22 protein-coding genes and 1 pseudogene are annotated in these 26,512 nt (G+C 73.0%); 10 read left to right on the forward strand and 13 right to left on the reverse strand.

What is annotated here, in order from left to right; all coding sequences use genetic code 11:
- Positions 1–128: 128 nt before the first annotated feature.
- The 5 genes from ACFV20_RS18650 to ACFV20_RS18670 all read left to right on the forward strand — a co-directional run bounded on the left by ACFV20_RS18650 (position 129) and on the right by ACFV20_RS18670 (position 8,020).
- Positions 129–4,220, forward strand: coding sequence for a molybdopterin-dependent oxidoreductase (locus ACFV20_RS18650; RefSeq protein WP_385657906.1), 4,092 nt, complete (start codon positions 129–131; stop codon positions 4,218–4,220).
- A 217-nt stretch (positions 4,221–4,437) separates the two neighbouring features.
- A complete protein-coding gene (locus ACFV20_RS18655; RefSeq protein ID WP_385657908.1) occupies positions 4,438–5,781 on the forward strand; it encodes a hemolysin family protein in 1,344 nt (447 codons plus the stop codon).
- A complete protein-coding gene (locus ACFV20_RS18660) occupies positions 5,778–6,803 on the forward strand; it encodes a hemolysin family protein (RefSeq protein ID WP_385657910.1) in 1,026 nt (341 codons plus the stop codon). The genes ACFV20_RS18655 and ACFV20_RS18660 overlap by 4 nt, the downstream gene beginning before the upstream one ends.
- 592 nt (positions 6,804–7,395) lie before the next feature.
- Positions 7,396–7,626, forward strand: coding sequence for a hypothetical protein (locus tag ACFV20_RS18665; RefSeq protein ID WP_385657912.1), 231 nt, complete (start codon positions 7,396–7,398; stop codon positions 7,624–7,626).
- A gap of 223 nt (positions 7,627–7,849) precedes the next feature.
- Positions 7,850–8,020, forward strand: coding sequence for a hypothetical protein (locus tag ACFV20_RS18670; RefSeq protein WP_385657914.1), 171 nt, complete (start codon positions 7,850–7,852; stop codon positions 8,018–8,020).
- A gap of 57 nt (positions 8,021–8,077) precedes the next feature.
- Here ACFV20_RS18670 and ACFV20_RS18675 read toward each other — a convergent pair whose 3' ends face one another.
- From ACFV20_RS18675 to ACFV20_RS18690, 4 genes are all read right to left on the reverse strand, one after another.
- Complete coding sequence (locus ACFV20_RS18675; RefSeq protein ID WP_385657916.1) at positions 8,078–8,413, reverse strand: DUF3140 domain-containing protein; 336 nt, start codon at positions 8,411–8,413, stop codon at positions 8,078–8,080.
- 6 nt (positions 8,414–8,419) lie between these two features.
- A complete protein-coding gene (locus ACFV20_RS18680) occupies positions 8,420–8,650 on the reverse strand; it encodes a DUF2945 domain-containing protein (protein ID WP_234849584.1) in 231 nt (76 codons plus the stop codon).
- A gap of 161 nt (positions 8,651–8,811) precedes the next feature.
- Positions 8,812–9,873: an N-acetylmuramoyl-L-alanine amidase gene (locus ACFV20_RS18685; protein ID WP_385657918.1), complete on the reverse strand. Its 1,062-nt coding sequence runs from the start codon at positions 9,871–9,873 to the stop codon at positions 8,812–8,814.
- Between the two features lie 317 nt (positions 9,874–10,190).
- The gene (locus ACFV20_RS18690; RefSeq protein WP_385657920.1) at positions 10,191–11,081 is read right to left on the reverse strand and encodes an NAD(P)-dependent oxidoreductase; all 891 of its coding nucleotides are present in this window, start codon (positions 11,079–11,081) and stop codon (positions 10,191–10,193) included.
- A 259-nt stretch (positions 11,082–11,340) separates the two neighbouring features.
- Between ACFV20_RS18690 and ACFV20_RS18695 the strand changes: the two genes are divergently transcribed.
- Positions 11,341–14,646 carry a BTAD domain-containing putative transcriptional regulator gene (locus ACFV20_RS18695; protein WP_385657922.1) on the forward strand — a complete coding sequence of 1,102 codons (3,306 nt, stop codon included), beginning with the start codon at positions 11,341–11,343 and terminating at the stop codon, positions 14,644–14,646.
- Between the two features lie 30 nt (positions 14,647–14,676).
- Here the strand turns inward: ACFV20_RS18695 and ACFV20_RS18700 are convergent, their stop codons facing one another.
- Entirely contained in the window at positions 14,677–15,510 is an 834-nt protein-coding gene (locus ACFV20_RS18700) for an SDR family NAD(P)-dependent oxidoreductase (RefSeq protein WP_385657924.1), read from the reverse strand.
- Positions 15,511–15,631: 121 nt separating this feature from the next.
- On the opposite strand from ACFV20_RS18700, the gene ACFV20_RS18705 reads away from it, so the two are divergent.
- Positions 15,632–15,907 (forward strand): DUF3253 domain-containing protein, encoded by a 276-nt coding sequence (locus ACFV20_RS18705; protein WP_385657925.1) that lies wholly within the window; start codon positions 15,632–15,634, stop codon positions 15,905–15,907.
- Between the two features lie 109 nt (positions 15,908–16,016).
- A pseudogene (locus ACFV20_RS18710) lies at positions 16,017–16,202 on the forward strand (VOC family protein); the annotation flags it as partial.
- Between the two features lie 29 nt (positions 16,203–16,231).
- Here ACFV20_RS18710 and ACFV20_RS18715 read toward each other — a convergent pair.
- The 6 genes from ACFV20_RS18715 to ACFV20_RS18740 form a co-directional block, all read right to left on the reverse strand.
- Positions 16,232–17,023: an ABC transporter permease gene (locus tag ACFV20_RS18715; protein ID WP_385657927.1), complete on the reverse strand. Its 792-nt coding sequence runs from the start codon at positions 17,021–17,023 to the stop codon at positions 16,232–16,234.
- The gene (locus ACFV20_RS18720; RefSeq protein WP_385657928.1) at positions 17,020–18,105 is read right to left on the reverse strand and encodes an ATP-binding cassette domain-containing protein; all 1,086 of its coding nucleotides are present in this window, start codon (positions 18,103–18,105) and stop codon (positions 17,020–17,022) included. Before ACFV20_RS18720 ends, ACFV20_RS18715 begins: the two co-directional genes overlap by 4 nt.
- 243 nt (positions 18,106–18,348) lie before the next feature.
- Positions 18,349–19,191 (reverse strand): DUF4097 domain-containing protein, encoded by an 843-nt coding sequence (locus ACFV20_RS18725; RefSeq protein WP_385657930.1) that lies wholly within the window; start codon positions 19,189–19,191, stop codon positions 18,349–18,351.
- A gap of 96 nt (positions 19,192–19,287) precedes the next feature.
- Positions 19,288–19,800 (reverse strand): toxin-antitoxin system HicB family antitoxin, encoded by a 513-nt coding sequence (locus tag ACFV20_RS18730; RefSeq protein ID WP_385657932.1) that lies wholly within the window; start codon positions 19,798–19,800, stop codon positions 19,288–19,290.
- A gap of 218 nt (positions 19,801–20,018) precedes the next feature.
- Entirely contained in the window at positions 20,019–20,774 is a 756-nt protein-coding gene (locus tag ACFV20_RS18735) for an HAD family hydrolase (RefSeq protein WP_385657933.1), read from the reverse strand.
- Positions 20,764–22,011 (reverse strand): acyl-CoA dehydrogenase family protein, encoded by a 1,248-nt coding sequence (locus ACFV20_RS18740; RefSeq protein ID WP_385657935.1) that lies wholly within the window; start codon positions 22,009–22,011, stop codon positions 20,764–20,766. Before ACFV20_RS18740 ends, ACFV20_RS18735 begins: the two co-directional genes overlap by 11 nt.
- 98 nt (positions 22,012–22,109) lie before the next feature.
- On the opposite strand from ACFV20_RS18740, the gene ACFV20_RS18745 reads away from it, so the two are divergent.
- Complete coding sequence (locus ACFV20_RS18745; RefSeq protein ID WP_385657937.1) at positions 22,110–22,703, forward strand: TetR family transcriptional regulator; 594 nt, start codon at positions 22,110–22,112, stop codon at positions 22,701–22,703.
- Between the two features lie 45 nt (positions 22,704–22,748).
- Here ACFV20_RS18745 and ACFV20_RS18750 read toward each other — a convergent pair whose 3' ends face one another.
- The gene (locus ACFV20_RS18750) at positions 22,749–23,714 is read right to left on the reverse strand and encodes a ScbA/BarX family gamma-butyrolactone biosynthesis protein (RefSeq protein ID WP_385657939.1); all 966 of its coding nucleotides are present in this window, start codon (positions 23,712–23,714) and stop codon (positions 22,749–22,751) included.
- Positions 23,715–24,048: 334 nt separating this feature from the next.
- On the opposite strand from ACFV20_RS18750, the gene ACFV20_RS18755 reads away from it, so the two are divergent.
- Complete coding sequence (locus ACFV20_RS18755; RefSeq protein ID WP_385657940.1) at positions 24,049–24,708, forward strand: ScbR family autoregulator-binding transcription factor; 660 nt, start codon at positions 24,049–24,051, stop codon at positions 24,706–24,708.
- 88 nt (positions 24,709–24,796) lie between these two features.
- Here the strand turns inward: ACFV20_RS18755 and ACFV20_RS18760 are convergent, their stop codons facing one another.
- On the reverse strand, positions 24,797–26,350 hold the full coding sequence (locus tag ACFV20_RS18760) for an MmgE/PrpD family protein (RefSeq protein ID WP_385657941.1): 1,554 nt from the start codon (positions 26,348–26,350) through the stop codon (positions 24,797–24,799).
- Positions 26,351–26,512: the final 162 nt, after the last annotated feature.

Genomic DNA, 26,512 nt, shown 5'->3' on the forward strand with positions numbered 1-26,512 from the left:
CCCAATGTGACACGCTCCGCGACCTCATTGCACCTCACAACGGCCTGAAGGCGGCTGTGTGACGGGCGTAACCCTCGATGATCAAGCGGTGTGACAGTGGCGTAACGGGCGATTCGTACCGTCGGGGCATGACCACGACCCCCGGAGACCGGCCGGACACGCGGCAGGTGCGCACCGTCTGCGCGTACTGCGGTGTCGGCTGCGGTCTCGTGCTCGACGTGGCGACGGGCCCGGACGGGCGGCGCACGGTGCTGAAGGCGTCCGGCGACAAGGCGCACCCGGCGAACGCGGGGCGGCTGTGCACCAAGGGCGCGACCACGGCCGACCTGCTCGCCGCGCCCGGGCGGCTGACCGGCGCGCTGGTGCGGGACGGCCGCGGCGAGGAGGGGGTGCCGGTGCCGGTGGCCGACGCGATCGCCGAGACGGCGGCGCGGCTGCGGGCGATCGCCGACGAGCACGGGCCGGACGCGGTCGCCTTCTACGTGTCCGGGCAGATGAGCCTGGAGGCGCAGTACCTGGCGAACAAACTGGCCAAGGGGTTCGTGGGCACGAACCGGATCGAGTCGAACTCGCGGCTGTGCATGGCGAGCGCGGGCACCGGCTACAAGCTGTCCCTGGGCGCGGACGGGCCGCCCGGGTCGTACGAGGACTTCGACCGGGCGGACGCTTTCCTGGTCATCGGGTCGAACATGGCCGACTGCCATCCGATCCTCTTCCTGCGGATGATGGAGCGGGTCAAGGCGGGCGCCGAACTGATCGTCGTCGACCCCCGGCGGACCGCGACCGCCGCCAAGGCCGGTCTGTTCCTCCAGATCCGGCCGGGCACGGACCTCGCGTTGCTGAACGGTCTGCTGCACCTGCTGCACGAGGACGGGCAGACCGACCCGGAGTTCGTCGAGGCCCACACCGAGGGCTGGGAGGCCCTCCCCGGGTTCCTCGCCGACTACCACCCGGCCGCCGTCGCCGGGATCACCGGCCTGGCCGAGGACGACCTGCGCGCGGCGGCCCGGATCATCGGCTCGGCGGGCAGGCGGTGGATGAGCTGCTGGACCATGGGCCTGAACCAGTCGACGCACGGCACCTGGAACACCAACGCGCTGGTCAACCTGCATCTGGCGACGGGAGCGATCTGCCGTCCGGGGGCCGGGCCGTTCTCCCTGACCGGGCAGCCCAACGCCATGGGCGGGCGCGAGATGGGCTACATGGGGCCGGGGCTGCCGGGGCAGCGGTCGGTGCTCGTCGAGGAGGAGCGGGCGTTCACCGAGGAGGTGTGGGGCCTGCCGCCCGGGACGCTGCGGGCCGACGGGTCCGGGCAGGGCACCGTCGACATGTTCCGGCGGATGGCCGACGGGGAGATCAAGGCCTGCTGGATCATCTGCACCAACCCGGTCGCCTCGGTCGCCAACCGCCGTACGGTCATCGAGGGTCTCGAGGCCGCCGAGTTCGTCGTGACGCAGGACGTGTTCACGGACACCGAGACGAACGCGTACGCCGACGTCGTCCTGCCCGGCGCGATGTGGACCGAGGCCGAGGGGGTGTTCGTCAACAGCGAGCGCACCCTCACGCTGACCCGGCAGGCGGCGGACCCGCCCGGGGAGGCGATGGCCGACTGGCGGATCATCGCCGAGGTGGCGTGCGCGATGGGGTACGAGAAGGGCTTCTCGTACGACAGCGCCGAGCAGGTCTTCGAGGAGATCCGGCGGTTCCGGAACCCGAAGACCGGCTGGGACCTGCGCGGAGTCTCCTACGAGCGGCTGCGGCAGACGCCCGTGCAGTGGCCGGCCGCGCGGGAGGACGGGCCGGAGCGCAACCCCGTCCGTTACGTGGGTGAGGAGGGGCTGCGTTTCCCCACGGCTTCCGGGCGGGCCGTGTTCTTCGCGCGGCCGCACCTGCCCGCCGCCGAACTGCCGGACGACGACTACCCGTTCGTGCTGAACACCGGGCGGGTGCAGCATCAGTGGCACACGCTCACCAAGACCGGGAAGGTCGCCAGGCTCAACAAGCTGAATCCCGGGCCGTTCGTGGAGCTGCATCCCGAGGACGCCGCGGCGCTCGGTGCCGGCGAGGGTGACCTCGTCGAGGTGGCCTCGCGGCGCGGGCGGGCCGTGCTGCCGGCCGTCGTGACGGACCGGGTGCGGCCGGGCTGCTGCTTCGCGCCGTTCCACTGGAACGACCTGTTCGGGGAGTACCTGAGCATCAACGCCGTGACGAGCGACGCGGTCGACCCGCTGTCGTTCCAGCCGGAGTTCAAGGCGTGCGCGGTGTCCCTGACGAGGGTGGCGGCACCCGCACCGCAGGCGGGCGGGCCCGCAGGTCAGGCGCGAGCGGTGGCGCCCGCACCCCAGGCAGCGGCGCCCGCGCCGGAGGCGCCGGCCCCGCTGCCCACGACGGTGGCGCCGGGCCCCGCGAACCCCTTCGGCCTCGAACCCTCCCCTCCCCCGGTGCTCTCCGCCCAGGAGCGCCGCTACCTCACCGGCTTCCTCGCCGGGCTCGGCTCGGGCGCCCCCGGGGTGCCGGTGCTGCCGCCCGACGCTCCCTTCTCCCCCGAGCACGCGCTGTGGGTGAACGGTGTCCTGGCCGGCATGTACTCACGGACCGGGGCGGACGCGCCGCAGGAGGAGCGGCCCGGGCGTGAGGTCGTGGTGCTGTGGGCCTCGCAGACCGGCACCGCCGAGGAGTTCGCCACGGCCACCGCCGAACGGCTGGCCTCGACGGGGCACCGTACGACCCTGGTCGGCATGGACGACGCCGACATCGGGACGCTCGCCCGCACGGCCGATCTGCTGTTCGTCACCAGCACGTTCGGGGACGGCGACGCTCCCGACAACGGCTCCGGCTTCTGGGACGCGCTCCGCGGGGAGCGGGCCCCGCGGCTGGACGGGGTGCGGTACGCCGTACTGGCCTTCGGCGATTCGTCGTACGACGACTTCTGCGGGCACGGGCGGCGGCTGGACGCGCGGCTCCACGAGCTGGGCGGGGTGCGGCTGGCCCCGCGCACGGACTGCGAGCCGGACTTCGAACCGTCCGCCGGGCAGTGGCTCGACCAGGTGCTGTCGGCGCTGGGCGGCCCGGCCACCGCCCCCGTCGCCGCGTCCCGGACGAGGACGAAACCCGTCACCACGGCACGGCTCGTCGGCAACCGGCTGCTCAGCGGGCCCGGAGCGGCCAAGGAGGTCCGGCGGTTCACCTTCGACACGAGCGGGACGGACCTGGCGTACGAGGCCGGGGACGCGCTGGGGGTCCGACCGGTCAACGCGCCCTCGCTGGTGGCGGAGTGGCTCGCGGTGACGGGGGTGGACGCCGAGGCGGCCGTGACGGTCGACGGGGTCGGCGACGTGCCGTTCGGCGAGGCGCTGCACCGGCATCTCGACATCACCCGGATCAGTCCCGACCTGCTCCGCTTCGTCGCCGAACGCGCCCGCGACAGGCATGAGCTGCGGCGGTTGCTGCGGCCGGACAACAAGGACGGTCTGGCGCGTTGGAGTTGGGGGCGGCAGGCCGTCGACGTGCTCGCCGAGTACGCGGTGCGGGCGAGCGCCGAGGAGTGGGCCGGGGTGCTGCGCCGGCTCCAGCCGCGGCTGTACTCCATATCCTCCAGCCCGCTGGTCGATCCCCGCCGGGTGGCGCTGACGGTGTCCGTGGTGCGCTACGAGAACCTGCACGGCCGGGCACGCGGCGGGGTCTGCTCGCCGTATCTCGCGGACGCCGGAGCGGACACGGAGGTATCAGTGTTCGTGCAGCGCTCCGCGCACTTCCGGCCGCCCGCCGACGCCTCGACCCCGATGATCATGGTCGGGCCGGGCACCGGCGTGGCGCCCTTCGTCGGGTTCCTCCAGGAGCGGCGGGCGCTCGGTCACCGGGCCCCCAACTGGCTGTTCTTCGGGGAGCAGCACCGGGCGACGGACTTCTACTACGAGGACGACCTGACGGCGCTGCTCGACGAGGGCACGCTCACCCGGCTGGACACCGCCTTCTCGCGGGACCAGCGCAACAAGGTGTACGTGCAGGACCGGATGCGCGAGCACGGGCCGGAGCTGTGGCACTGGCTGCGCGACGGGGCCCGCTTCTACGTCTGCGGCGACGCCTCGCGGATGGCGAAGGACGTGGACCGGGCGCTGCGGGACATCGCGGTGGCGCACGGGGGGCTGGGCGAGGCCGAGGCCGCCGCGTACGTGAAACAGCTGGCGGCGGACAAGCGGTACGTGCGGGACGTGTACTGATCCGGCTGGGCGCACCGGGCCCGCACCCCCGGGCGGCTGGATCCACACGGTCGTAGAAGCCGGGAACACCGGGGCGACGCCGAGCGTTCCACCGGAGACACACCACCCGTCCGAGGAGCACATTCTTGTCCGCCAGACCGACGGACCCCCCGGGGCACAGTCCCCGACCATCCCGCCACGGCACCAGGCATCGCGGCACACGGCGGGGTGGTGTCGGATGAGTGCCGCACAAGCCCTGCCGGGCCTGCTCGCCGTGTTCGTGCTGACCGCCGGCACCGGCTACTTCGTCGCCCAGGAGTTCGCCTACGTCTCCGCCGACCGGCTCACCCTCGCGCGTGAGGCCGAGGCCGGGGACCGCGGGGCCGCCCGCGCCCTCACGGTGCTGGAGCGGCTGTCGTTCATGCTGTCCGGCGCGCAGCTCGGCATCACGGTCACCGGTTTGGTGGTCGGCTTCATCGCCGAGCCGTCGGTGTCCGCGCTGCTCAGGCCCGCCCTCTCGGGCCTCGGCCTGCCCGACGCGGCCATCGGCACCGTCGCCGTGGTGCTCGCCTTCGTGCTCGCCACGGTCGTGCAGATGGTCCTCGGTGAACTCGCCCCGAAGAACCTCGCGATCGCCGTGCCCGAGCGGCTGGCGAAGGCGCTGGCTCCGTCGACCCTGGCGTATCTGAAGGTCGTCGGTCCCGTCGTGCGGATCTTCGACGGCGCCGCCGACCGGCTGCTGCGCAAGGCCGGGATCGAGCCGGTCGAGGAGCTGCACCACGGCGCCACGCTGGAGGAGCTCGGTCATCTGATCGGCGAGTCCCACGAGCGGGGCGAGCTGCCCGGGGAGACGGCCGCGCTGCTGGACCACGCGCTGGAGTTCTCCGAGCGCACCCTGCACGAGGTGATGGTGCCGCGCGCCGACGCCGTGTTCGTCCGCAAGGACGCCGGCGCCGAGGAGGCGGTCGGGCTGATCGCCCGGCACGGCCATTCCAACTACCCGGTGCTCGGCGACCACCCCGACGACATCGTGGGTGTGCTGGGTGTGCGCGAGCTGATGGCGCTGCCCGCCGGCCGGTCCGCCGGGACGCGTGCCGGTGCGGTGGCCCGGCGGCCGCTGCTGCTGCCGGACACGCTCGCGCTGCCCGACGCGGTGGCGCGGATGCGGGAGCACGACGACGAGTTCGCGGTCGTCCTGGACGAGCACGGCGGTGTCGCGGGCGTCGTCACGTACGAGGACATCGCCGAGGAGCTCGTCGGTGACATCGCCGACGAGTCCGACCAGGTCACGGTGCTCGCCGTCGCGGACGGCGACGGCTGGCTGGTGGACGCCGGCCGCCGGGTGGACGAGGTGGCCGAGGCCACCGGTGTCCGGCTGCCCGAGGACGACGATTACGACACCGTGGCCGGCCTGGTCGTGGACCGGCTGGGCCGCTTCCCGACGGTCGGCGACCGCGTCACGGTCGAGCTGCCCGAGGGCGGCCGGGCCGTGATCGACGTCCGCACGCTGGACCGACACGTGGCCGACCGCGTCCGGATCGGCCTGCTCGTGGGGGCCGCGGAAGCCGAGGAGATGGCGTGAGTTTCCCGATGGCGGTCTTCGTGACCGTCCTGCTGCTGATCGGCAGCGGGTTCTTCGTCGCGGCCGAGTTCGCCCTCGTCGCCGCCAAACGGCACCGGATGGAGAAGGCGGCGGCCGAGGGCCGGCGCGGTGCGGGGGCGGCTCTGGCCGGAATGCGCGAGCTGTCGCTGATGCTGGCCGGCGCCCAGCTGGGCATCACGGTGTGCACGCTGGGCCTGGGCTCGGTGTCCAAGCCGGCGATCTCGCACGAACTCGACCCGCTGCTGCACGCCCTGGGCCTGCCCGGCGCCGTGAGCTACGGCGTGGCCTTCGCCGTGGCGATGGTCGTGGTGGTGTTCCTGCACATGGTCGTCGGCGAGATGGCACCCAAGTCGTGGGCGATCGCCCACCCCGAGCGGTCGGCGATGCTGCTGTCGCCGCCGTTCCGGGCGGTGGTGCGGACCGTGCGTCCGCTGATCCGGCTGCTCAACCGGGTGAGCAACGCGCTGGTACGGCTGTGCCGGGTGACCCCGCGCGACGAGCTGGCCTCGGTGCACAACCGGGAGCAGCTCACCCGTCTGGTGGAGGAGTCGGAGCGGCTGGGCCTGATCAGCGCGGCCGACTCGGAGCTGCTGACCCGTTCCCTGACCGAGCCGGAGACACCGGTCGGCGCGCTGCGCATCCCGGCCGCCGAGATCAGCTGGGTCGAGGGCGCGGCGGACCTCGACGCGCTGCTGCGTTCCGCCGCCGAGCACGACCGCACCCGGCTGCTGGTCCGGGAGCACGGCACCGTCCTCGGCTCGGTGCACGCCCGGGACGCCCTGGTGGCCCGGGCCCGCGGCGACCGGGCCACCACCGCGCGGGACCTCGCCCGGCCGGTGCCCGAGCTGACGGAGACCACCACGGTCGCCGAGGCGATCGAGGTGCTGCGCCGCCGCCGATCGTCCCTGGCCGTGGTCCACGACACCTCCGGCCGTCTGTCCGGCCTGGTCACCCTGGACGACCTGCTGGCCCGCCTGCTCCAGCCGACGACAGCGGGCTGAGGCGCAGGGCCGAGCCCGGTCGGGCGACACGCAAGCCCGACGGGGCGGGGCCGTCGGGCGGCGCAAGCTTGGCGGGGCGGGGCCGTCGACCCGTGCGCGCCTGGCGGTGCGGGCCTGTCGGGCGGCGCAGGTCTCGCGCTGCAAGCTCCTCGGGCGGTGCGGAAGCCGACGGGCCGGGGCCTCCGCGTCAGCCGGGGCCTCCGCGTCGGCCGGGGCCGAACATCCCGCACATCTGCACACCGCGTAGCGGGAAGCGGAGCGGCGGTGAGGCCGTTGCCAAGTCGCCGTCGCGGCCTGGGGCTTTGGCGGTGAAGTGCCCGCTTCGTCAACCGGAGCGCAATACTCGCGCGCCCGGAGAGACGACGGGCTGTGTGAAGGAGTGGGCGCATCGCGTGACCCCGCGGTCACAGTGATGAAGGCGGTGGCCACGAGGAGACGCACGGCGTCGCCCGGCGGTTGGATCTCCCCTTCGCCGGGTGCTTTGATCCTGCGCACGGCGGGAGCGACCGGGGAGGGATCCCGGTCCCGGATCTCCTGCGATCACCCCTGCTCACCGCCACTGCGAGACATTCACGCGAAGGGAAACACCCCCATGAACCTCACTCCTCGGGTCGACACCGCCGAGCTCAACGACGCCGACCTGGACGCCGTCGCAGGCGGCAACGCGGGCGGCGTCGATGTCTCCGCGGGCCTCGTCGGCGGTCTCTCCGCCGGCCTGGTCGGCCCCCTGGCCGGCGAGGCCTGCGCCGCCGTGCAGGCGGTCGTCACGCCGGAGGGCGCGGCCGCGGGCGCGAGCGCGGGCCTGCACACCACGTCGCTCTGACGCACTGCGCGCGAAAGGGCCCCGGGAAGCGGTTCCCGGGGCCCTTTCGCATGCCGTCGGCGCGGAAGCCCGCACACAGGCCACCGCACGGCAAACGTGAGGAATTTGCAAAGCACGTGGCGGAAATCTGGACACACCGGGGGTGGGTAACGCGGTGGGAGGGCGTGACGCAGACTTACTCGGACCCCTCAGATCCCACCTGCAAAGCGATAGGAACACCACTGTGACGACCGACTCGATCTCGACCGGAGAGCTGCCGATCTACGAGAGCCTCATACGCGAACGCGGTGACGTCGTGGAGGAGGCCCGTGCGGTGGCCGAGGAGACCCAGCACCAGATGACCCAGGCACTGAACGGCGTCGCCGCGGCCCCGCGGGAGACCGCCGCGCAGTGATCCCGGGCCGCGTCGAGCCGCCCGGGATCCTCGCGGGCGCCGCGTCCCGCCGGGCCGTCACCCGCCGAGCGGGTCGTGGCCCCAGTTCATCAGTGAGTACCGCCACCGGGACTCCGTCACGTTCCCGGAGGGCCGCTGGGCCAGGTGGCGGCGGACGTAGCCGACGACCTTGCGCATGTGCCGGTAGTCGTCGTCCGAGAGATCGCCCTTTCTGGCCCGCAGGATCGTCACGATCCGACGGCCGGAGGCGTGTCCGGTGGACTCGCCCCCGTCCTGGTGCTGCCCGGCGTTCCGCGATGCGTCGGACTCCAGCCACTTCTCCAGCTCCGCCGGTGTCATGTTCACCAGCTCACGGAAGTCGTTCCAGGTCTCCTCACGCTCCCCGTCGTCCACGCCGCCTCACTTCTTCTTCTTGAGCGCGGACGGCTTGTGCACCGCGGTCCTGCCGGACTTGTCGCTGCGCACCTCGTACTGCGGGTCGTCCGGCGAGGCGTCGACCGTACGGCCGGACGCCTCGGTCCGTTCGGTGATCTTCCGCTCCACCTCTCCCTCGGTGCGGCTGCCGTGACTGCTCCAGGTGACCTTGTCGCCCTTCTTCGGCTTCCCGCCCTCGCTGCGGCCCTTTGCCATGCCGGTGCTCCCTCGCCGAGACGTGTGATGCCCCTCCAGCCTGTGGCCTGGGTGGTCAGGGCGCAGCTCGGCGGGTACAGGCGGGGGCGCCTCTTCCGGCGGGGAGGGAAGGAGTGAGGGGTGCGCGCGACATCGCCCGCACCTCATCACAGGGCCGGTCCTCAGGTCTCCGGCCACACCAGCACGGTCAGGACGGCGCCGGCGACGGTGACCGGCTCGGTGGCCTGGTTCAGCAGCCGCACCCGCATGCTCCGCCCGGACGCGAGGCGTTTGGCGAGGGGCAGGACCGCGAAGGTACCGCCGCCGGTCCCGACGATCTCGTGGATGGGGTGGTCCACCTGGTGCTGGTCGCCCTCGTACTCCGACATGCGCACCTGGACGATCCCGCCGGCCGGCAGTCCTTCGAGGTGGAGGCTGATGGTTCCGGTGAAGCGGGCCGGGCCGCGGGCGAAGACGCTTCCGCCGGTGGCGTGGTCGCCGGTCTCGTCGGTCCACTCCTCGGTGAGCTCGACCGAGTTCCAGGCGCCGGGCGTGAGGGGGTACTGCGCGGCGACACCGAGGTTGACGTACTGGGGCATGGGGTCCTCTCCTTCCCACCGGCCCGCCGGGAGGGCCAGGGCGTCGGCGACGTCACGGCGGAAGCCGGCCATGTCGAATCCGCGCGGGTCGACCTTCCAGTCGCTCCATTCCAGGTGGCCGATGGCGCTCTTGTGGCCCCAGCCGTGCGCGCGGCAGATCGCGGCGGTGGCCCTGACCATCGCGAGGTACTGGGCGGGCGGCCACGGATCCCTGCCGTCGCCCTTGTTCTCGCACTCCCAGCCGTAGAAGCGGGCGTTGCCGTCGACCGCACCGGCGGAGCCGTCGTGCTCGTGCGTCGCGGGCGGATACGTGCCGTACGACTCGCCGATGACGGCGTCGAGCACGTCGCCGTCCCCGCCGCCGGCGTGGTTGGCCCGGCCGTTCCCGGTGAGGTGGACGACGCCGTCCTTGGTGATGCACCCGGTGGCGAGCGGGCCGGGCAGGGCGCTGTGGCCGTGGAAGATGAGACCGACGACGTCCGTGCCGGGGCCGGTGACGGTGTGGTGGATGACCACGCCGTGCACCGGGCCCCAAGGCCCTTTGTGGTTACGGTTGTTGGTGCGCCAGCCGGAGACTTCGCGAACGGAGCAGCCCTCGGCCTTCAACGCGGCGACGAGCCGGGCGGCGGTGAGTGGGGTGGCCATGAGTCAGTCCTCCGTTCCGGCGCGTCCGCGCCGGTCTGAAGACGGTCCGATCACATGTGCATGTGGGGGGTGTGCTTGATCTCGGAGCGTGCCTGATCTCGGAGCGTGCTGATGTTCAGAACGTGCAGATGCTCAGAACATGCAGATGTTCAGAGCGTGCTGATGCTCAGAACGTGCTGGGAGTGTGCCCGGTCCCGGGGCATGCCGAATCGTGTAAGTTCGCCCGATCCGCTGTTCCGCTGTCAGGCCCTCACCATTCTCGCGCCGCTCGCCCGTCGCTCACCCGGCCGTGCACCACGTGGGCAAAATCGGCGCGATTACGACGCCGCAGGTCGGCGGTATGCCGTCACGACACTGGCGTAGCTGTTCTCCGCGTGCCCCCGCGCGATCACACCTTCCATCAAAGCCTTGGAATACCTGGGCAGTTGGCTGTCGACGCCGAGGGCCTCGCTTTCCTCGACGAGGTGTTCGAGCGCGCCCAGATGCGTCGCCAGGGTGGCGTCGTTGGCCGGGAACCTCTCGTCACCGGCGTCGATCTGAGCGGCGTAGTCGGCCGTGAACATCTTGATGGCGTCGAGCCACATGTGCGCCCAGGGCAGGAACTCCTGGGCCTTGACGCCGCCGGTCTCCACGATGGCGACTCCGTGCAGGAAGCTGTTGAGGGCGCCCCACATCAGGCCGAGCAGCGACACGTCGAACAGAGCGGGCTTGCCGTGGTCGGCGCCGAGGTAGGTGGTGCCGCCGCCGAGGAGCGCGAGCACGGGCTCATGGGCGTCGAAGACGGCCTGCTCACCGGCGTAGAAGACGACGGAGGTCGCGGCGCCGATGCCGGGCGGCGTGATCATGATGGCGCCGTCGAGGTACCGCACGCCGTTCTTCCCGGCCCATGCCGCGGCCTGCCGGGCCTGCTCGGAGGAGCCCGTGGTCAGGTTGACGACGGTCCTGCCGCGCAGGGCGTCGCCGAGCGGGCCGAGGATGTCGTGCACCACGTCGTACGTCGACACGCACACGATCACGAGGTCGCTCGCCGTCACGGCGTCGGCGGGGTTCGCGGCGAGGACCGCGCCCTCCGCGACGAGTGCGTCGGCCTTGTCCGCCGAGCGGTTCCACACGGTGGTGGCGTGTCCCGCTCTCAGGAAGGCGGCGGCCAGGGCCTGCCCCATCAGGCCGAGGCCCAGCACCGACACCGAGGTGTGGTTGTCACCCATGGATCTGTTCCTCCAGTACGCAGTTCTGTGCTGTACGCGCACCGGCACGCGGGAACACGCGCCGGGCGGGGGGCGGCGGCGCGCGCACCCCCCGGGGAACCCTGGCAAGGGCCCCTTCGGATGCGCTTCGGACCGCTTCGGAAACGCTTCGGGCGCGCCTCGGGCACGCTTCGGGCAGGTCCGCGCAAGGCCCTCGGGCCGGTGGCCGGGCCCGCTCCGCCGCCGGTGGCACCGGTCGTCACCCGGTTACGCTGAGATCATGGAATTCGGGGTGCTGGGGCCGCTGGAGGTGCGTACGGACGGCGGTCGTGGCGTGCGGGTCCCCGAAGCCAAGGTGCGCCTGCTCCTCGCCGGCCTGCTCGCCCGTCACGGGCAGGTCGTCCCGGCGGCGCGGCTCGTCGAGGACCTCTGGGGCGGCTCGACGTTCACGGCACGGCCGACGGCGTCGCTCCAGGCGAAAGTGAGCCAGTTGCGACGTGTGTTGGAGGACGCGGAGGCGGGGGGCCGCGCCCTCGTCACGCATCGGCCACCCGGTTACGTCCTGGACGTCCCGGCCCGGGCACTGGACGCCGAGCGCTTCCGCGAACTGGTCGCACGGGCCCGCTCCGCCGGGGCTCCCGCGGCCGGGACGGCCCTGTACAGCGAGGCGCTGGCGCTGTGGCGCGGTCCGGCCTTCGCCGAGTTCGCGGACCGGCAGTCGGTGCGGCCGACGGCGGCGGGGCTGGAGGAGGAGCGCCTGACGGCACTGGAGGAACAGGCCGCCCTGCGCCTGGAGCTGGGCGAACACGCTGTGCTCGTCGGTGAGTTGACGGAGCTGGTGGAACAGCATCCGCTGCGCGAGGGGCTGCGGGGCGTGCTGATGCGGGCGCTGTACCGGGCTGGGCGTACCGCCGACGCGCTCGACTGCTTCACCGACCTGCGGCACCGTCTCGACGAGGAACTGGGCCTGACCCCCGGGCCGTCGCTGGCGGCCCTGCAGCAGGCCATCCTGCGCCACGACCCGGCCCTGACGTGGCCCGGGCATCCGGCGCCGGCGGTGGCGGAAGTGCGGCATCGGGCACCGGCGCCGGCGGTGGCGGAAGTGCGGCATCCGGCGCCGGCGGTGGCGGCAGTGCGGCGGACGCAGCCGGGTTTGGCCGGTCCGGTCTCACCCCTGGTGGGCCGTGAGCAGGATGTCCGGGCGGTGCGGGCCCTGCTCGTCCGGCACCGCCTGGTGACGCTCACCGGCCCGGGAGGCGTCGGCAAGACCCGCCTCGCCCGGGCCGCGGCGGCGGGTGGGGCGGGCGACTTCGGTGAGGGCGTCCGCCTGGTGGAGCTCGCCGACGCCGGAGGTCTGGAGCGGTTCGCCGGGCCGGAGGTGCTGGCCGAGCGGCTGATGGCGGCGCTGGACATCCGGGAGGACACCGCGGGCGACGGTGCCGGGGGACCGGCGGACCGTCTGGCGCACGCGCTGGCCGGCCGGCGGCTGCTGCTGGTGCTGGACAACTGCGAGCACGTCGTGGAGGCCGTCGCACAGCTGGCCGGACCACTGCTGCGGCGGGCCGCCGGGCTGCGCATTCTGGCGACCAGTCAGGAGCCCCTGCGGATCAGGGACGAGACGGTGTACCCGGTGGCGCCCCTGTCGTTGCCCCCGGAGGGCGGACCGGGCCTCGACGCGGTGACGGGCGCGGGCGCCGTACGGCTGTTCCTGGACCGGGCCCGGGCGGCGGACCCGGGGTTCGTGCTCGACGCCGCCACCGCCCCCCTGGTCGCCGAGGTGTGCCGGCGCCTCGACGGCATCCCGCTCGCCCTGGAACTGGCCGCGACGCGGGTGCGGTCACTCGGCATCAGGGAACTGCACGACCGGCTCGACGACCGTTTCCAGGTGCTCACCGGCGGTTACCGGGACGCCCCCGCACGCCACCGGACCCTGCAGGCCACACTCGACTGGAGCTGGAGCCTGCTCGACGAGCGTGAACGGACCGTGCTGCGCAGGCTGTCGGTGTTCGCCGAGGGGTGCGGGCTGCGGGCCGCCGAGGACGTGTGCTCCGGCAGCGGTGCGACCGCCGCCGACGTCGTCGACGCGCTGGGCCTGCTCGTGGAACGCTCCCTGGTCGTGCGGGCCGAAGGACCCCTGGGGCCGCGCTACCGGCTGCCCGAGTCCGTCGCCCTCTACGCACGCGCGAGGCTCGACGCGTCCGGTGAGCGCGCCGGTACGGCCGCCCGCCACCTGCGCCACTGCGTGGCCCTCGCCGAGCGGGCCCGCCCGCATCTGCACGGCCGGGACCAGTCCCGCTGGTCGCGGATCCTGGACGGGGAGGCGGCGAACCTGCAGCGCGCGCTGGCGGAGGCCGCCCGCTCCGGAGCGGCGCGGTCAGCACTGCGCCTGGTCAACTCGCTGACCTGGTACTGGTACCTGCGCGGCCGGCTGGGCGAGGCCCGCAGGGCGCTGGCGACGGCCCTGGACACACCCGGCGAGACGGCGCCCGGGGAACGCGGGGAGGCGGCGTCCTGGTACGCGGGAATCCGTCTGCTGCTCGGCGAGCACGCCCCGGAGTGCGACACCCCTCGGGACCACCCGGCCGACGCCACCCCGGAGGCGGTCAGGGCCCGGTGGTTCCTGGCGCACGCGCAGTGGACGGTGGGGACGCTGGCGGAGGGCGAGCAGCGGGTCGAGAGCGTGCTGCTCCGCTTCCGTGCCCTGCGGGACGCCTGGGGCACGGCTGCCGCGCTGACCACGCGCGCCTGCTTCGCCCTGGCCCGCGGAGACCTGGAGTCGCTGCGCGAGGACGCCGAGGACGCCCACGCCCGCTTCACCGAACTGGGCGACCCGTGGGGCCGGTTGAGGACGGGCGACCTGCTCGGCCGGCTCGCCGAGATCAACGGCGCCTACGACCGGGCGGTCCGGCTGCACCGGGAGAGCCTCCGGATCGCCCAGACGCTTCAGACATGGCCGGAGATGTCCGCGAAGCTGTCCGGTCTCGGCCGGATCGCCCTGCTCACCGGGCGCTACGACGAGGCCGACGACCTGCACACGCGCGCGCTGCGGATCGCGGTGGAGCAGGGCAACCGGCCTGCCGAGCAGTTCGCCGCGCTGGGACTGGCCCTGAGCGCCCGCCGCCGGGGCCGTCTCGATGACGCCGAGGAGTGGCTGCGGCCCTGGCTCGCCTGGAACCGCCGGCGCGGTGACGGGCCGGGCCTCGCGCTGGTCCTGGCCGAACTGGGCTTCGTCGCCGAGCAACGCGGCGACGTGGAGCGGGCCCTGGCCCGTCACCGGGACGGCCTGGCGGCCGCCGCGGCGACCGGGGACCCCCGCTCCGTCGCCCTGGCCCTCGAAGGCCTGGCCGGCGCGTACGGTCTGGCCGGCGATCCGGAACGGGCGGCCCGCCTCCTCGGAACGGCCGCGGCCGCCCGGGAACGGGCGGGCGCCCCGCAGCCCCCGGCGGAACGGGGCGACGTGGACCGCATCGCGGCCCGCCTGCGCGCCGCGCTGGACGAGGAGAGGTACCGGGCCGCGTTCGCCGTCGGCACCCGGCGCGCCCATGAGACGGCAGCCGCGGCGGAGGCACCCGCGCAAACGCCGTGAGCCGGACGCCCGGGGGCGCTGCCCGGCGTCTCAGCGGGGAGTGCCGGGCACCTGGTCGTGGCGGGGCGCGAGGTGGAAGTCGAAGGCCAGCGTTCCCGGGTCCAGGGCCGTCGCCCCGCCGTCGACGGTGAGCACGGCACCGTTCACGTAGGACGCCGCCGGGGACAGCAGCCAGCTGATGGTCTCCGCGACCTCACGCGGCTCACCCGGACGACCCAGGGGAAGGAAGCCGGTCACCTCCGCGTAGGCGCCGTCCACACCCTCGCCCCGCAGGTCCGCTTCTTCGGCGAAGCGCGCCATGCGGCGGTCGGCCATCTCGCTTCGCACCCAGCTCGGGCAGACGATGTTGGCCCGCACTCCCCGGCGCCCGTAGTCGACGGCGACGGAGCGGCACAGCTGGAGCAGGGCCGCCTTCGACGTGGCGTAGGGGGCGTTGCTCGTACCGTTGCGCAGGGCGGACACCGAGGCGACGGCCACCACCGCCCCTTGTGACTCCAGCAGGTGCGGGATCGCCGCGCGCAGCAGCAGCAGCGGGCCGGTGACGTTGGTGCGCATCACCTCGTCCCAGTCCTCCAGCGACAGGTCGCCCACGGCCCCGCCGCGTCCGATGCCCGCGTTGAGCACGAGTCCGTCGAGGCGTCCGTAGGCGGTCAGGGCCGCCTGGACGAGGCCGTCCGCGGCCTCGGGGTCGCGCACGTCGCAGGGGTGCGCGAGCGCCCCGGTCTCCTGCTCCAGACGTCTCAGCGGTTCGCTGCGCCGGCCCGAGACGATCACATGGTGACCGGCTTCGCACAACAGCCGGGCGGTGGCCTCCCCGATGCCGGAACCGCCACCGGTCACGACGACAACTCGCTTGTCCGTCACAGTACGTTCCGGCTCCTTCCCGAACGATGACCTGCCCGAGCCTAGGACCCGCCGATCCCTCGCCGATGACTTCGAGACAGGAGGCCCCCGGGCGCACACCGGCGGTGCGACACTGGACAGCGTGGCGGAGACGGAGCGGCAGCTCGCTCAGCGGCTGGAGCGGGTCATCATGGACCTGCTGGACCGGCGTGCGCCCACGGCCTCGATCTGTCCGTCCGACGCCGCACGCGAGGCCTACGAAGGCGACGACGACGGCTGGCGGGCCCTGATGGAGCCGACCCGCCGGGCCGCGTGGCGCCTGGTGGAGGCCGGCGAGGTCGAGGTGACCCGGGCCGGCCGGCCCGTCACACGGGCCGAGGCCCGCGGCCCCCTCCGCATCCGCCGCCCGGACCGGTAGCGGCTCTTCGCCGGACGCACCGGATGTGACGATCACGGCGGACGCAGCCGAGTACTTCGGCCTCTCCCGCGACCGCACGGGCATCATGGGTTCCCCCATCCTGATCCGGCCGCCGCACCGCGTCATGTTCGCCCTCGACGACATCGAGGACACCGTCGCCCGCCTGCGCGCCCACGGCGCCGAACTCCTCGGCGGAATCGCCCGGTTCGAGGACAGCTACCTGCTCTGCTACGTCCGCGGCCCGGAGGGCGTCATCGTCGGGCTGGCCGAACAACTGGGCGGGCAACCGGGCTGAGCGAGGACCCGGAGCGTGCACCGAGGGGTCTACTTCGGGTCGCGGGCGAACAGCGACCTGGACCAGAGGTAGCCGAGTGCGCTGAGCCCCAGGCACCAGGCGACGGCCAGCCAGCCGTTGTGGCCGATCCCGGTGCCGAGAAGCAGGCCCCGGAGGGTCTCGATCGCCGGGGTGAAGGGCTGGTACTCGGCGACCGGTTGGAACCAGCCCGGCATCGTGTCGACCGGGACGAAGGCGCTGGACAGCAGCGGCAGGATCATCAGCGGCATAGCGTTGTTGCTCGCCGCCTCGGCGTTCGGGCTGGACAGGCCCATCCCCACGGCGATCCAGGTGAGCGCCAGGGACATGAGAACCACCAGTGCGAAGGCCAGGATCCACTCCACCGCGGTGGCGCCCCGGGAGCGGAAGCCGATGGCCACGGCCACGGCACCGACGAGGGCCACGCTCATCGCGCACTGGATCACACTGCCGACGACGTGCCCGACGAGCACCGAGCCGCGGTGGATCGCCATCGTGCGGAAGCGGGCGATGATGCCCTCGTTCATGTCCATGGACACGGACACCGCGCTGCCGATCGTCGTGCCGCCGATGGTCAGCATCAGGATCCCCGGGAAGAGATAGGCGAGGTAGGCGGACCGGTCCCCCCCGCCGCCTCCCATGCCGGCGCTCATGGTGTCGCCGAAGATGTAGACGAAGAGCAGCAGCAGCACGATCGGGCTGAGCAGCAGGTTCAGGGTGAGGGAGGGATAGCGGCGCACGTGCAGGAGGTTGCGGCGCAGCATGGTGGAGGAGTCACGCAGGGCGAGGGAGAGGGAACTCATCGGGCAGCCTCCTCGGGCTGGCTGGGCCGGTTCGGCTGGTTCGGTCGGTTCGGTCGGTTCGGTCGGATCGACTGGTTCGGCTGGCTGGGTCGGTTCGGCTGGCTGGGTCGGTTCGGCTGGTCGGGGCGGTCCGCGGTCAGGGCGAAGAACACGTCGTCGAGGTCGGGGGTGTGCACGGTCAGTTCGTCGGCCTCGACGCCGGCCGCGTCCAGCCAGTCGAGGATGGACCGCAGTTCGCGCTGGCTGCCGTCGCTGGGGATCTGCAGGGCGAGGGACTCGTCGTCCCGGGTGACCTCGCGCAGGGCCTCGGCCGCGCTCCGGTAGGCGGCCGGATCGGAAAAGCGCAGGCGGACGTGTCCGCCCGGGACGATCCGCTTGAGCTCGTCGGCGGTGCCTTCCGCGGCGATGTCACCGTCGTGCAGGACGGCGATCCGGTCGGCGAGTTCGTCGGCCTCCTCCAGGTACTGGGTGGTGAGGAAGACGGTGACTCCGCCGGTGACCAGCTCGCGGATGATCTGCCACATGGTGTGCCGGGAGCGCGGGTCCAGCCCGGTGGTCGGCTCGTCGAGGAAGATGATCCTCGGGTCCCCGACCAGGGTCATGGCGATGTCCAGGCGCCGCTTCATGCCGCCGGAGTAGGTGGAGGCGGGCTTCTTCGCCGCCTCGGTGAGGTCGAAGCGCTCCAGCAAGTCGGCGGTCACCCGCCGTCCCTCACGCTTGGGCAGGTGGTGCAGGTCCGCCATGAGGAGCATGTTCTCCTCGCCGGTGATCAGGCCGTCGACGGCGGAGAACTGACCGGTGACACCGATCGCGGCCCGCACGCCCTGCGGATCGGCGGCCAGGTCGTGGCCCGCCACCCGGGCCTGTCCGCCGTCGGCGCGGATGAGGGTGGAGAGGATCTTCACGGCGGTGGTCTTGCCGGCGCCGTTCGGCCCCAGCAGGGCGAACACCGATCCCGCCGGGATGTGCAGATCGATGCCGTCGAGGACGGTCTTGTCGCCGTAGGACTTGCGCAGGCCGGTGGCGCAGACGGCGGCCGAGGAGCCCTGCGGGCTGGATGTGGGCATGACAGATGAAGGCATGTGGCCCTCCGTGAGAAGCCTGAATGGAGTGGGGTGAAGGGGGCCGGAACGGGACGCAGGCCTGCTCCGGGGAGGTGACTCGGGTGCGATGAATGCGAGTGCGGTGCACGCCGCTCAACCCTTGGCGCGCCGGGGCTGTGACCCGGCTCGGTCGTTGCCGTGCCGGGGGCGTGACCCGCTCGGTCGTTGCCGTGCCGGGGGCGTGACCCGCTCAGCCGTTGCCGTGCCGGGGCCGTGACCCGCTCAGCCCTTGGCGCGGAAGACGTCGATGTTGCCCCAGTTCGTCCGCGCGTGGACCTTAACCGTGTCCTCGGTCTGCTCCGGGGCGTCTGAGGCGGTGAGCGTGTTGCGCACGAGCCCGCGGTGGGAGCTGACGTCCAGCCAGGCGGCGGCGCCCTCGCGGATGCCGATCTCGATGGAGCCGTTGGAGGTCTCCAACCGGACGTCACCGCGGGCGATTTCGGAAACCCGCAGGACACCGTTGGTGGCGGTGCCGGTGACGGACGCCTCGGCGCACGCGATGTCGATGGCACCGTTGGCACCGCTCACCCGCAGCTCGCCGTTCACGACGCCGACGGTGGTGTTGCCGTTGGAGTTCTTCAGGACGGCGGAGCCGTCGATGGTGCCGACGCGCAGATGGCCGGAGCTGGTGGTGATCTCGGCCCTGCCCTCGACCCGGTCGACGACGATCGAGCCGTGGGAGGCGGTCAGCTGGACCGGGCCGGTGGTGTCGAGGCGGACGTCGCCGACCGAGGTCTTCACACGGACCTCGCCGAGCCGGCCGCCGCCGAGCACCTGGGCCCAGGCGCCGGTCACCTCCACGCCTGAACCGGCGGGCAGTTCGACGCTCACGTCGACGACGCCGGAGGGACCGATCATGCGGCGTTCCTTCGTCCTGACGGTCAGGACACCGCTCGCGAAGCCGACCTCGGTCTGCTCGGCCGCCCGCACGTCCTTGTCCCTCTCCGGGTCACGGGGGCGCACCTCGACGACCGTGTCGAGGCGGTCGCCCGCGGTGAGCCGGAGGGAGCCGGCACCCACGTGGGCGACGACCGAGATCGGTTCGGGAGTGTCGTAAGAAGGCATGGCTGTCCCGTCCTCTTGGGTCTTGTGGGCGTCCCCGCTGGTGGGACGTGATGCACGTGCTGTGCTGGTTCTCTCCGGGCGCGGGCGGCGGCGCGGCTAGCGCACCCAGCCCGTGAAGCTCTGTCCGACGTTCTGGGTGCGGCCCGGCGTACGCGGCCGGGTTCCGCCGTCGACCGCGGCGGACACGGCGCGGACCAGCCAAGCGTTGACCGACAGGCCCTCGCGGTTCGCGGCCTCCTCGGCACGGGCCTTGAGGTGGGCCGGCAGGCGCAGATTGACGCGGGCGGTGCCGCCCTCGTCGCCCTCGGCGGGGGCCTTGAGCGGTTCGGGGGCCGCGGTCGGCTCCACGGGGGCACCGGCCTGGGCGGGCGGCGGTGTCACGACGAAGTCGGGGTCGAGCCCGCGCAGCCGTACGTCGACCGAACCGGGGGCGAGTTCGCGGGTGATCTCGTCCATCGCGACGGAGAGGACGTTGAGCATGACCAGGCGGGTCGCCGACTCCAGAGGAGCGGTGAGCCGTTCGGCCAGCTCACGGGCTTCGTCGCCTCCGGCCTCGGCAGCCACCGCGAGTTCGCGGCGGAGGTGGTCGACATACGGGGTGAGGTCCATGACGCCATCATGGCACCACTATGGCGCCATGCGCAATCCTCAATTGCATCAAGCCGGAATCACGACTGACTCAGGCACTCTGAGCTGCACAAACACGAAGTGGCGCCAGGTGGCGCCATGTGGCACCACCCGGCGCCATGTGACGCCAGGCCGTCTCTCCCCTCTCCCGCGCAGGGTGTCGCCCTCAGTTCTTGGCGGTCAGTGCCCTGAGCGCGATGTCACCCGCCTCCGGCGGCCCCGGCGGCGTGCGGTGGCACGGTGGTGTGCGTCCCGTCCGGGGCGACCATCACCGCGTGCCCCACGCTGTGCAGCATGGGCAGGTCGGAGGGATGGTCGCCGTAGGCCCAGCAGTCGGCCGGGTCGATGTCCGGGTGGCGGGCGAGGAGGCCCCGCACCAGAGTGCGCTTGCCCTCGCCGATGGCCGGAGGGCCGATCAGTTCGCCGGTGAGCAGCGGCCCGCAGCGTTCGAGTCCGGCGCCGAGGGCGAACCGCGCCCCGACCGCCTCGGCGATCACGGCCAGCAGCGGCGGGAAGGTGCCGGAGACCAGGGCGACGGACGCGCCCTGGTCCCGGTGCCGGCGCAGTGCGGCCAGCGTGGTGGGGAGAAAGAAGCCGTCGGCCCGGCTGTGCTCCCGGTACCACCGGCGGGCCGCGGCCTCGGCCTCCGCGGCCGGGCAGCCCCTGAAGGCCCGGTGGAAACGGCGGTTGGCTTCCGCGCGGGGCAGACCGGCCAGCGCGTCCAGCAGTTCACCGGCGCGCCGCGCTCCGTCCGCGCCGTACCTCCGCACGAAGTGGTCGCGGAGGAAGTCCGGGCCGCTCTTGCGGCTGATCAGCGTCTCGTCCACATCGAAGAACACCAGCCGGCGGGGGCCCTCGGACCGCGTCCGCGCAGCGGGCTGGGAGGGTGTGGGGCGGGCAGGCGGCGTCGCGGGTCGCGGGGAACGCTCGCGCTCGCTGCGGAGGTCAGTGGACACCGGCGACCACCTCCGCCGGTGCGGAGTGCGCCAGGAACCGGGGCGCGTCCGCAGGCCCGGCCGCCCGCTCGGGGCGGTCCTCGAAGTCGGCGAACACCGAGTCGGCGTACAGGGCCGCCGCGGTCTCCCGGCGCACGGCCTGGTGCGCGGCCAGCACATGGACGTCACGCCAGGTGCGCTCCAGCGGCCCGGGGTCCGAGCACGCGTGGGTTCCGGCCGCGCGGAACAGCCGCTCGACGGCGGAGACCAGATGCTGTGCGGCGGCCGCCGCGACCCGGCGGTTGCGGGCCACGTCCCGCTCGGCGCGGGTGCCCGAGTCGGCCCGCAGCGCCGCGTCAGCGAGCAGCAGTTCGGCGGCCTCGATGTCGTCGGCCGACTGAGCCAGCGTCAGCTGGAGCGTGGCGCGCTCCGCCGGCCGGCCGGCTCCCCTGCGCGCGGCCCACGCGGTCCACTCCCGCAGGGCGTGGCGGGCCGCCCCGAGGGCGGGTGCGCACAGCAGCAGTCCCGTCCCCAGGTACGCCGGGGCGGTGTGGCAGCGGGACTTTCCGGGCCCGGGAGTACCCGCCAGCACATCCGACAGCGAGCAGGTGCGGTGGTCGGCGACCACCACCGGGCCGTCGAGGACCGCGGTGTGGCTGCCGGTGCCGCGCATTCCGGTGCTGCGCCACGACTCCTGTACGTGGATCTCGGCAGCGGGGACGGCGAAGAGCCGGCACCGGCCACCGGGTAACCGCGGATCGTCCGGTTCCGGGGCCGCGAGCAGCAGCCAGTCCGCGTCCGCGATCCCGCTGACGCACTCCCAGGTGCCGCTGAGCAGCCAGCCTCCGGAGCAGCGGGTGGCCGAGCCGGAGGGGCGCAGTCCGGCGGCGATCCGCACATCGGGCGACCGGCCCCACAGGTCGAGCTGCCCTTCGAGGGGCAGATGGGCGGCGTATCTGCCGTGGGTCGCCCACAGGGCGGCGCACCACGCGGCGGACGCGCACCCCTCGCCGACGGCCGCCACCTCGGCGAGGAGGTCGCTGAAGGTGCCCTCGGTACCGTGCCAGACCCGGGGCACGAAGTGGCGGGCGAAGCCGGCGCGGGTCAGCAGCGCGACGGTCTCCGCGGACAGCCGGCCGGTGGCGTCCGCCGACGGCGCGTGCGCCGCGGCGGAGGCCACGGCGCCCGCCAGCTGTACGCGCGCCCGCGGCGTGCCACCCTGTGCCCCCTGGCCTGTGCAGATTTGACTCCGGTTCACCTATCGCTCTCCTTTACTCCACGACTAGAATTCGTTCGGGAACGAATCTTTCTCGGCCGGTCCTTCACCACCGGGCCGGGGTGAAGGAGGTGATCAGCGTGGTCAAGCAGGCGCGTGCCCTTCGGACGCACGATCGCGTCCTCGATGCCGCCGCGTACGAGTTCGCACGCTACGGCTACGTGAACGCGAACCTGCAACGCATCGCCGACCGGATCGGGTTGACCAAGGGCGCCCTGTACGGGCACTTCTCCAGCAAGGAGAAGCTGGCCGCCGCACTGGCGGAACATCTGTCCCGGAGCGTGCGGACGCTGCTGGACGAGGCCAGGACCTCGCCCGAGCCGGCCAGGAGCCGGCTGGAGGCCCTGGTGCTCGGACTCGGCCGGCTCTTCGAGACCGACCACAGGGCGCAGGCGGCCCTGCGGCTGGAGGTGGAGGCGGCTCGGGCGGCCGACACGGTGGCTCCTCTCCTGAGCGACACCCATGGCATCGCGCTCCAACTCGTGGGCGAGGTGCAGCGGGGGCGGCACTGGGACGAGGCACCGCCGGCCGAGGCCCTGGCCGATCTCATCGTCGCGGCGTTCTGCACCGCGCTGTGGACCGGCGTCTGCGCGGGCCCGGACCGGCCCGGGCCCAGCGTCGCCGCGATGTGGGGCGTGCTGACGCGCGTGATGGGGACACGCGCGTCCGCCTGAGCCCCCGGCGGCCGTGCGGCCTGGGCCCGGGCCGGTGGGCCGCCTCTACCAGGAGGCCGGGACGGCCGCCGCCGGGCGGGTGCCCACACAGGCCCAGGCGGTCCGTGCACGGGCCAGTACGGTGTCGTCCTGGACCGCCGAGACGGACAGCTGAAACGTTTCCTGAGGACGGGCGCCCGACGCGCACTCGTCGACCACCAGCCGGGTGGGCCGGTCGAACTCGCCGAAGGCCAGGCACTGCACCGTGGTCCGGGCCAGCGCGAAGGACAGGTCGGCGAACGGGCCGTCGCACGCCTCGTGCACCATGAGGTGGCCGAGCTGGCGGAAGCCCTCCAGCATCACCATCATCGGGATGTGGTCGGTGGGGTGGTCGAAGAGCACCGCGTGGTCGCGGTCCACCCGTAACCGCCACTCGTCGGGCCTCTCGGCCTCTTCCAGGACGCAGTCCCGCCAGCGCAGCCGCCCCACCCGGTGCGGGGGCGTGCGCAGCGCCCCGGAGGTGGCCGTCCGTACCGGTACGGTGGCCGGCGCGTCCGCGGCACCGCCGCCGAGCCGGCGCAGCAGGCGGTAGCGCCGCTCGTCCACCATCAGCATGCTGATGGTGCCCCAGCCGCACGCGCGGCCTCCGACGACCAGCCGCAAGTCCATCCGGGCCCCGTTCCTGCCCCGCGCGTCGTCGCCGTCCCAGGTCCACTCGCCCACCAGGAACACCGAGAGCGGTACCCCCTCGACCCGCAGGGCGGCGGGGTCGGTGATCTCGAAGTCGAGGTCGCGGCCGACGAAGCGCCGGCCGAGCGGCACACCGCAGTACCGGTGGGCGACGTAGACCATCCCCTGACGCAGGGTCTCCGCGAACAGCAGGGGGTCACTCAGACCGTTCTCGTCCGGGTGGTAGAGCGCGTGGTCGCGCGGCCACTGGGCGGCGACGACGAACTCGCGGTCACCGACACGGGCGCCGTCGGTGACGAAGACCTCCGCGACGGAGCTGCGGTGCACCAGCTCACGCGGCACGGGACGTGCAAAGCTCAACGAATCGCAGGCGTGGGCCATTGCTGACGCCTGAGAGATGCTGGGATGATTGAGCACGACTGACATCTGGGATTCGCCTCCCCCGTACTGGAAGAACCAGGACCATGCGAACTAACAGACGTGCGGCGCCCTTCGGCACGAAATTAATATACCTTCGGGAAGGTATCTTGCAAGGCTCGGGCAAGATACGGCAAATGAACGGTCATCTCTGCTGGTCAGAGGGGCGAAACTCGCGAAGCGTCCGCACGTGCCCCGGTCCAGTCCCCCCACCAACCGGCCACCGAGAGCAGCGGACGGCACGGCACGAATGGACGTCATGAGCGAACACAGCAACGCGACACAGACCGCGCACATCTCCGGCGGAACCTCGGTCGACGACACCTCGCACCTCAAGCAGGAGCGCGCCATCCGCACCCGGCGCACCATCCTCGACGCGGCCGCGGAGGTCTTCGCCCGGTACGGCTACCCGAACGTCACCATCAAGGACATCGCCGACGGCGCGGAGATGACCAAGGGCGCGGTGTACTTCCACTTCTCCAACAAGGAGGCCCTCGCGGTCGCCGTGACGGAGGAGTTCTACCGCAGGCTCAACGAGATCGTCTCCCCCGCGCTCGAGGGCGACCACTCCTCGCCCTCGACGGTGGCGGACGTGCTGCTGCGCACCGCACGCGGGTTCCGCGACGACGCCTACGTCAAGGCGGGAGCACGCCTGCAGATCGAACGCCCCTACATCAAGGCGGAGATGCCGGTCCCGTACGTCGGTTTCACGTCACTGATCGTCGAACTCCTCCAGGAGTGCCGGGCCGCGGGCCGGCTGCCGGAGAGCGCGGTGCCCGAGGCCCTGGCCAGGGTCCTGGTCTCCGCCCTGTTCGGCGCCCAGCACATCTCCTGGGTGCAGAACGACCGGGCCGACATCGTGGAGCGGGTCGAGGAGATCCTCGACGCCTTCGCCCTGCTGTCCGTGCCGGCGCGGTAGAAGCGTGTGGCCGGGAAGGTGCGGCGGGAGCCGCTGAACCGCTCCGGTCGCCGCACCCGCCGTGCCGTACGGCGGCCGGAGGGACGGTTCAGTCCAGGAAGGCTGCCTCTATCCAGCGACGCAGGGCCGCCGGACGCATGCGGTGCAGCCGGTCCACGCTGTCGGACACCTCGTGCGGGCCGCCGACCGACAGGAACTTCTCCCGCACCAGGTCCGCGTGCCGGACCCGGGTCTCCGGGCCGGCCGCACCGACCGGAATCAGCCGGGTGCGCGACACCGTACGGCCATCGGTCAGCCGGACGGTGACCCGGGCACCGGTGGACTTCGTGGCGCGGGAGAAGTCCCGGTCGTCGGCGCTCAGCGAGCCCAGCAGGTCGACCAGCTCGTCGCCGCCGAAGCCGCGCAGCCACGGCACGGCACGCTCCCCCGCCTCCCGTACCGCCTCGCCGAACGGGGCGTCGGACAGGAACAGTTCGCGCGTCATCTCGGTGTCGTGCTCCAGACGCACCCGCCGGGCCAGCGCCCAGCGGGCCGGGTCGTCCAGGTGCGGGGAGGAGAAGTCGTCCACGGTGAACTCGCCGGTGAGCAGGGTGGTCGCGACGGGGTAGGGCACGTCGAGGACCAGGGCGCCGAGCGGGGAGCCCGGGCCGTTGACGTACCGGGCGGCGCGCTCACCGGCGAAGAGGGTGTACAGGGACGCCTCGACGACCACCTCGGCCACGTCCTCGGGCCGCAGGCCGCCCAGTTCCCGGTGGATCTCGGCGGCACAGTCCACGGCCGCGTCGATACCCGGCCCGCCGGGGTGCATCTTGAAGGACAGCGTGTCGGTGTGCCAGCGCCGGCCCAGTCCCTTGGCCACCGCCTGCGGCAGCGGCACGGTGGCGAACCGGGCGAGGAAGCCGTCCTCGTGCTCGACGATGTCGGGAGCGCCGCGCAGCCCCGCGTACGCCGCGTCGCAGGCGTCCATCGCGGTGCGCACCGGGGTGAAGGTGTTGAACAGACGGGCGTCGCTGGCCAGGAAGGCGCGCATCAGGGGCCAGTTGGGCATGGCGAAGGCCAGCCCGAAGGCGTTCTCGAAGAGCGTGGCAGGGGCCCGGTCGCAGTGCAGCCGGCCGGCCACCGCGCCCGCCAGGTGCGTGTGCACGGCGCTCTGGCCGCGCAGCGGGCCGAGGGTGGCCGAGGCGGTGATGCGGGCCGCGCACTCGTTGGCCGCGACGACGGCGGTCAGCAGGGACAGCCCGTCGAGCCGGCGGGTGTAGGCGAAGGCGAGCGGTACCGCGACGGTGGAGTTCGACAGGTGTCCGGCATAGGCGGTGTCGTCGAGGTTGAGCCAGGACCCGAGGGCGGCGAAGACGCCCGCGGCGGTGCGCGGGTCGCGCTGCATGGGGTGTCCGAAAGCCGCCACCAGCCGCCGTCCCAGCGGGTGTTGGAGCCCGGCCCTGATGGACGCGGCCTGCGAGAGCACCTGACTGGCGGCGAGCTTCAGCACCCGGCACGGGATGTGCTCGGGGCGCAGCGTCGCCGCCCACTGGGACAGTTCACGCAGCGGGGTGTCGGTGGGGCGGCGAGAACGCCTGGGCGCCGTGCTCCCCCAGTCGTCGCACAGCGCCCTGGCCACGCTCTCAGGGAGTACTGCCGTCATGGCGCGAGGCACCTCTCTTGCACGACGCCGGCCGGGGCGTGCCGTGGCCGGCGGCTGGTCGCTCCGGGCGGGGGGAAGCGGGGGGGGGGGGGGGGGCGGCGCGGGCCACGGGGCCAACGAGCCCGCAGCCGCCGGCGGGGCACGGGGGTAAGGCGGGAAGCC

Source organism: Streptomyces sp. NPDC059696, assembly GCF_042733745.1.
Taxonomy (GTDB): Bacteria; Actinomycetota; Actinomycetes; order Streptomycetales; family Streptomycetaceae; genus Streptomyces.

Excerpts from the sequence above, each read along its gene's own strand:
- ACFV20_RS18680 (WP_234849584.1), bottom strand. The coding sequence starts at position 8,650 with ATGGCAAAGGGCCGCAGCGAGGGCGGGAAGCCGAAGAAGGGCGACAAG.
- ACFV20_RS18685 (WP_385657918.1), bottom strand. The coding sequence starts at position 9,873 with ATGGCCACCCCACTCACCGCCGCCCGGCTCGTCGCCGCGTTGAAGGCC.
- ACFV20_RS18715 (WP_385657927.1), bottom strand. The coding sequence starts at position 17,023 with ATGAGTTCCCTCTCCCTCGCCCTGCGTGACTCCTCCACCATGCTGCGC.
- ACFV20_RS18760 (WP_385657941.1), bottom strand. The coding sequence starts at position 26,350 with ATGACGGCAGTACTCCCTGAGAGCGTGGCCAGGGCGCTGTGCGACGAC.
- ACFV20_RS18725 (WP_385657930.1), bottom strand. The coding sequence starts at position 19,191 with ATGCCTTCTTACGACACTCCCGAACCGATCTCGGTCGTCGCCCACGTG.
- ACFV20_RS18720 (WP_385657928.1), bottom strand. The coding sequence starts at position 18,105 with ATGCCTTCATCTGTCATGCCCACATCCAGCCCGCAGGGCTCCTCGGCC.
- ACFV20_RS18650 (WP_385657906.1), top strand. The coding sequence starts at position 129 with ATGACCACGACCCCCGGAGACCGGCCGGACACGCGGCAGGTGCGCACC.
- ACFV20_RS18730 (WP_385657932.1), bottom strand. The coding sequence starts at position 19,800 with ATGGACCTCACCCCGTATGTCGACCACCTCCGCCGCGAACTCGCGGTG.
- ACFV20_RS18690 (WP_385657920.1), bottom strand. The coding sequence starts at position 11,081 with ATGGGTGACAACCACACCTCGGTGTCGGTGCTGGGCCTCGGCCTGATG.
- ACFV20_RS18665 (WP_385657912.1), top strand. The coding sequence starts at position 7,396 with ATGAACCTCACTCCTCGGGTCGACACCGCCGAGCTCAACGACGCCGAC.
- ACFV20_RS18755 (WP_385657940.1), top strand. The coding sequence starts at position 24,049 with ATGAGCGAACACAGCAACGCGACACAGACCGCGCACATCTCCGGCGGA.
- ACFV20_RS18695 (WP_385657922.1), top strand. The coding sequence starts at position 11,341 with ATGGAATTCGGGGTGCTGGGGCCGCTGGAGGTGCGTACGGACGGCGGT.
- ACFV20_RS18655 (WP_385657908.1), top strand. The coding sequence starts at position 4,438 with ATGAGTGCCGCACAAGCCCTGCCGGGCCTGCTCGCCGTGTTCGTGCTG.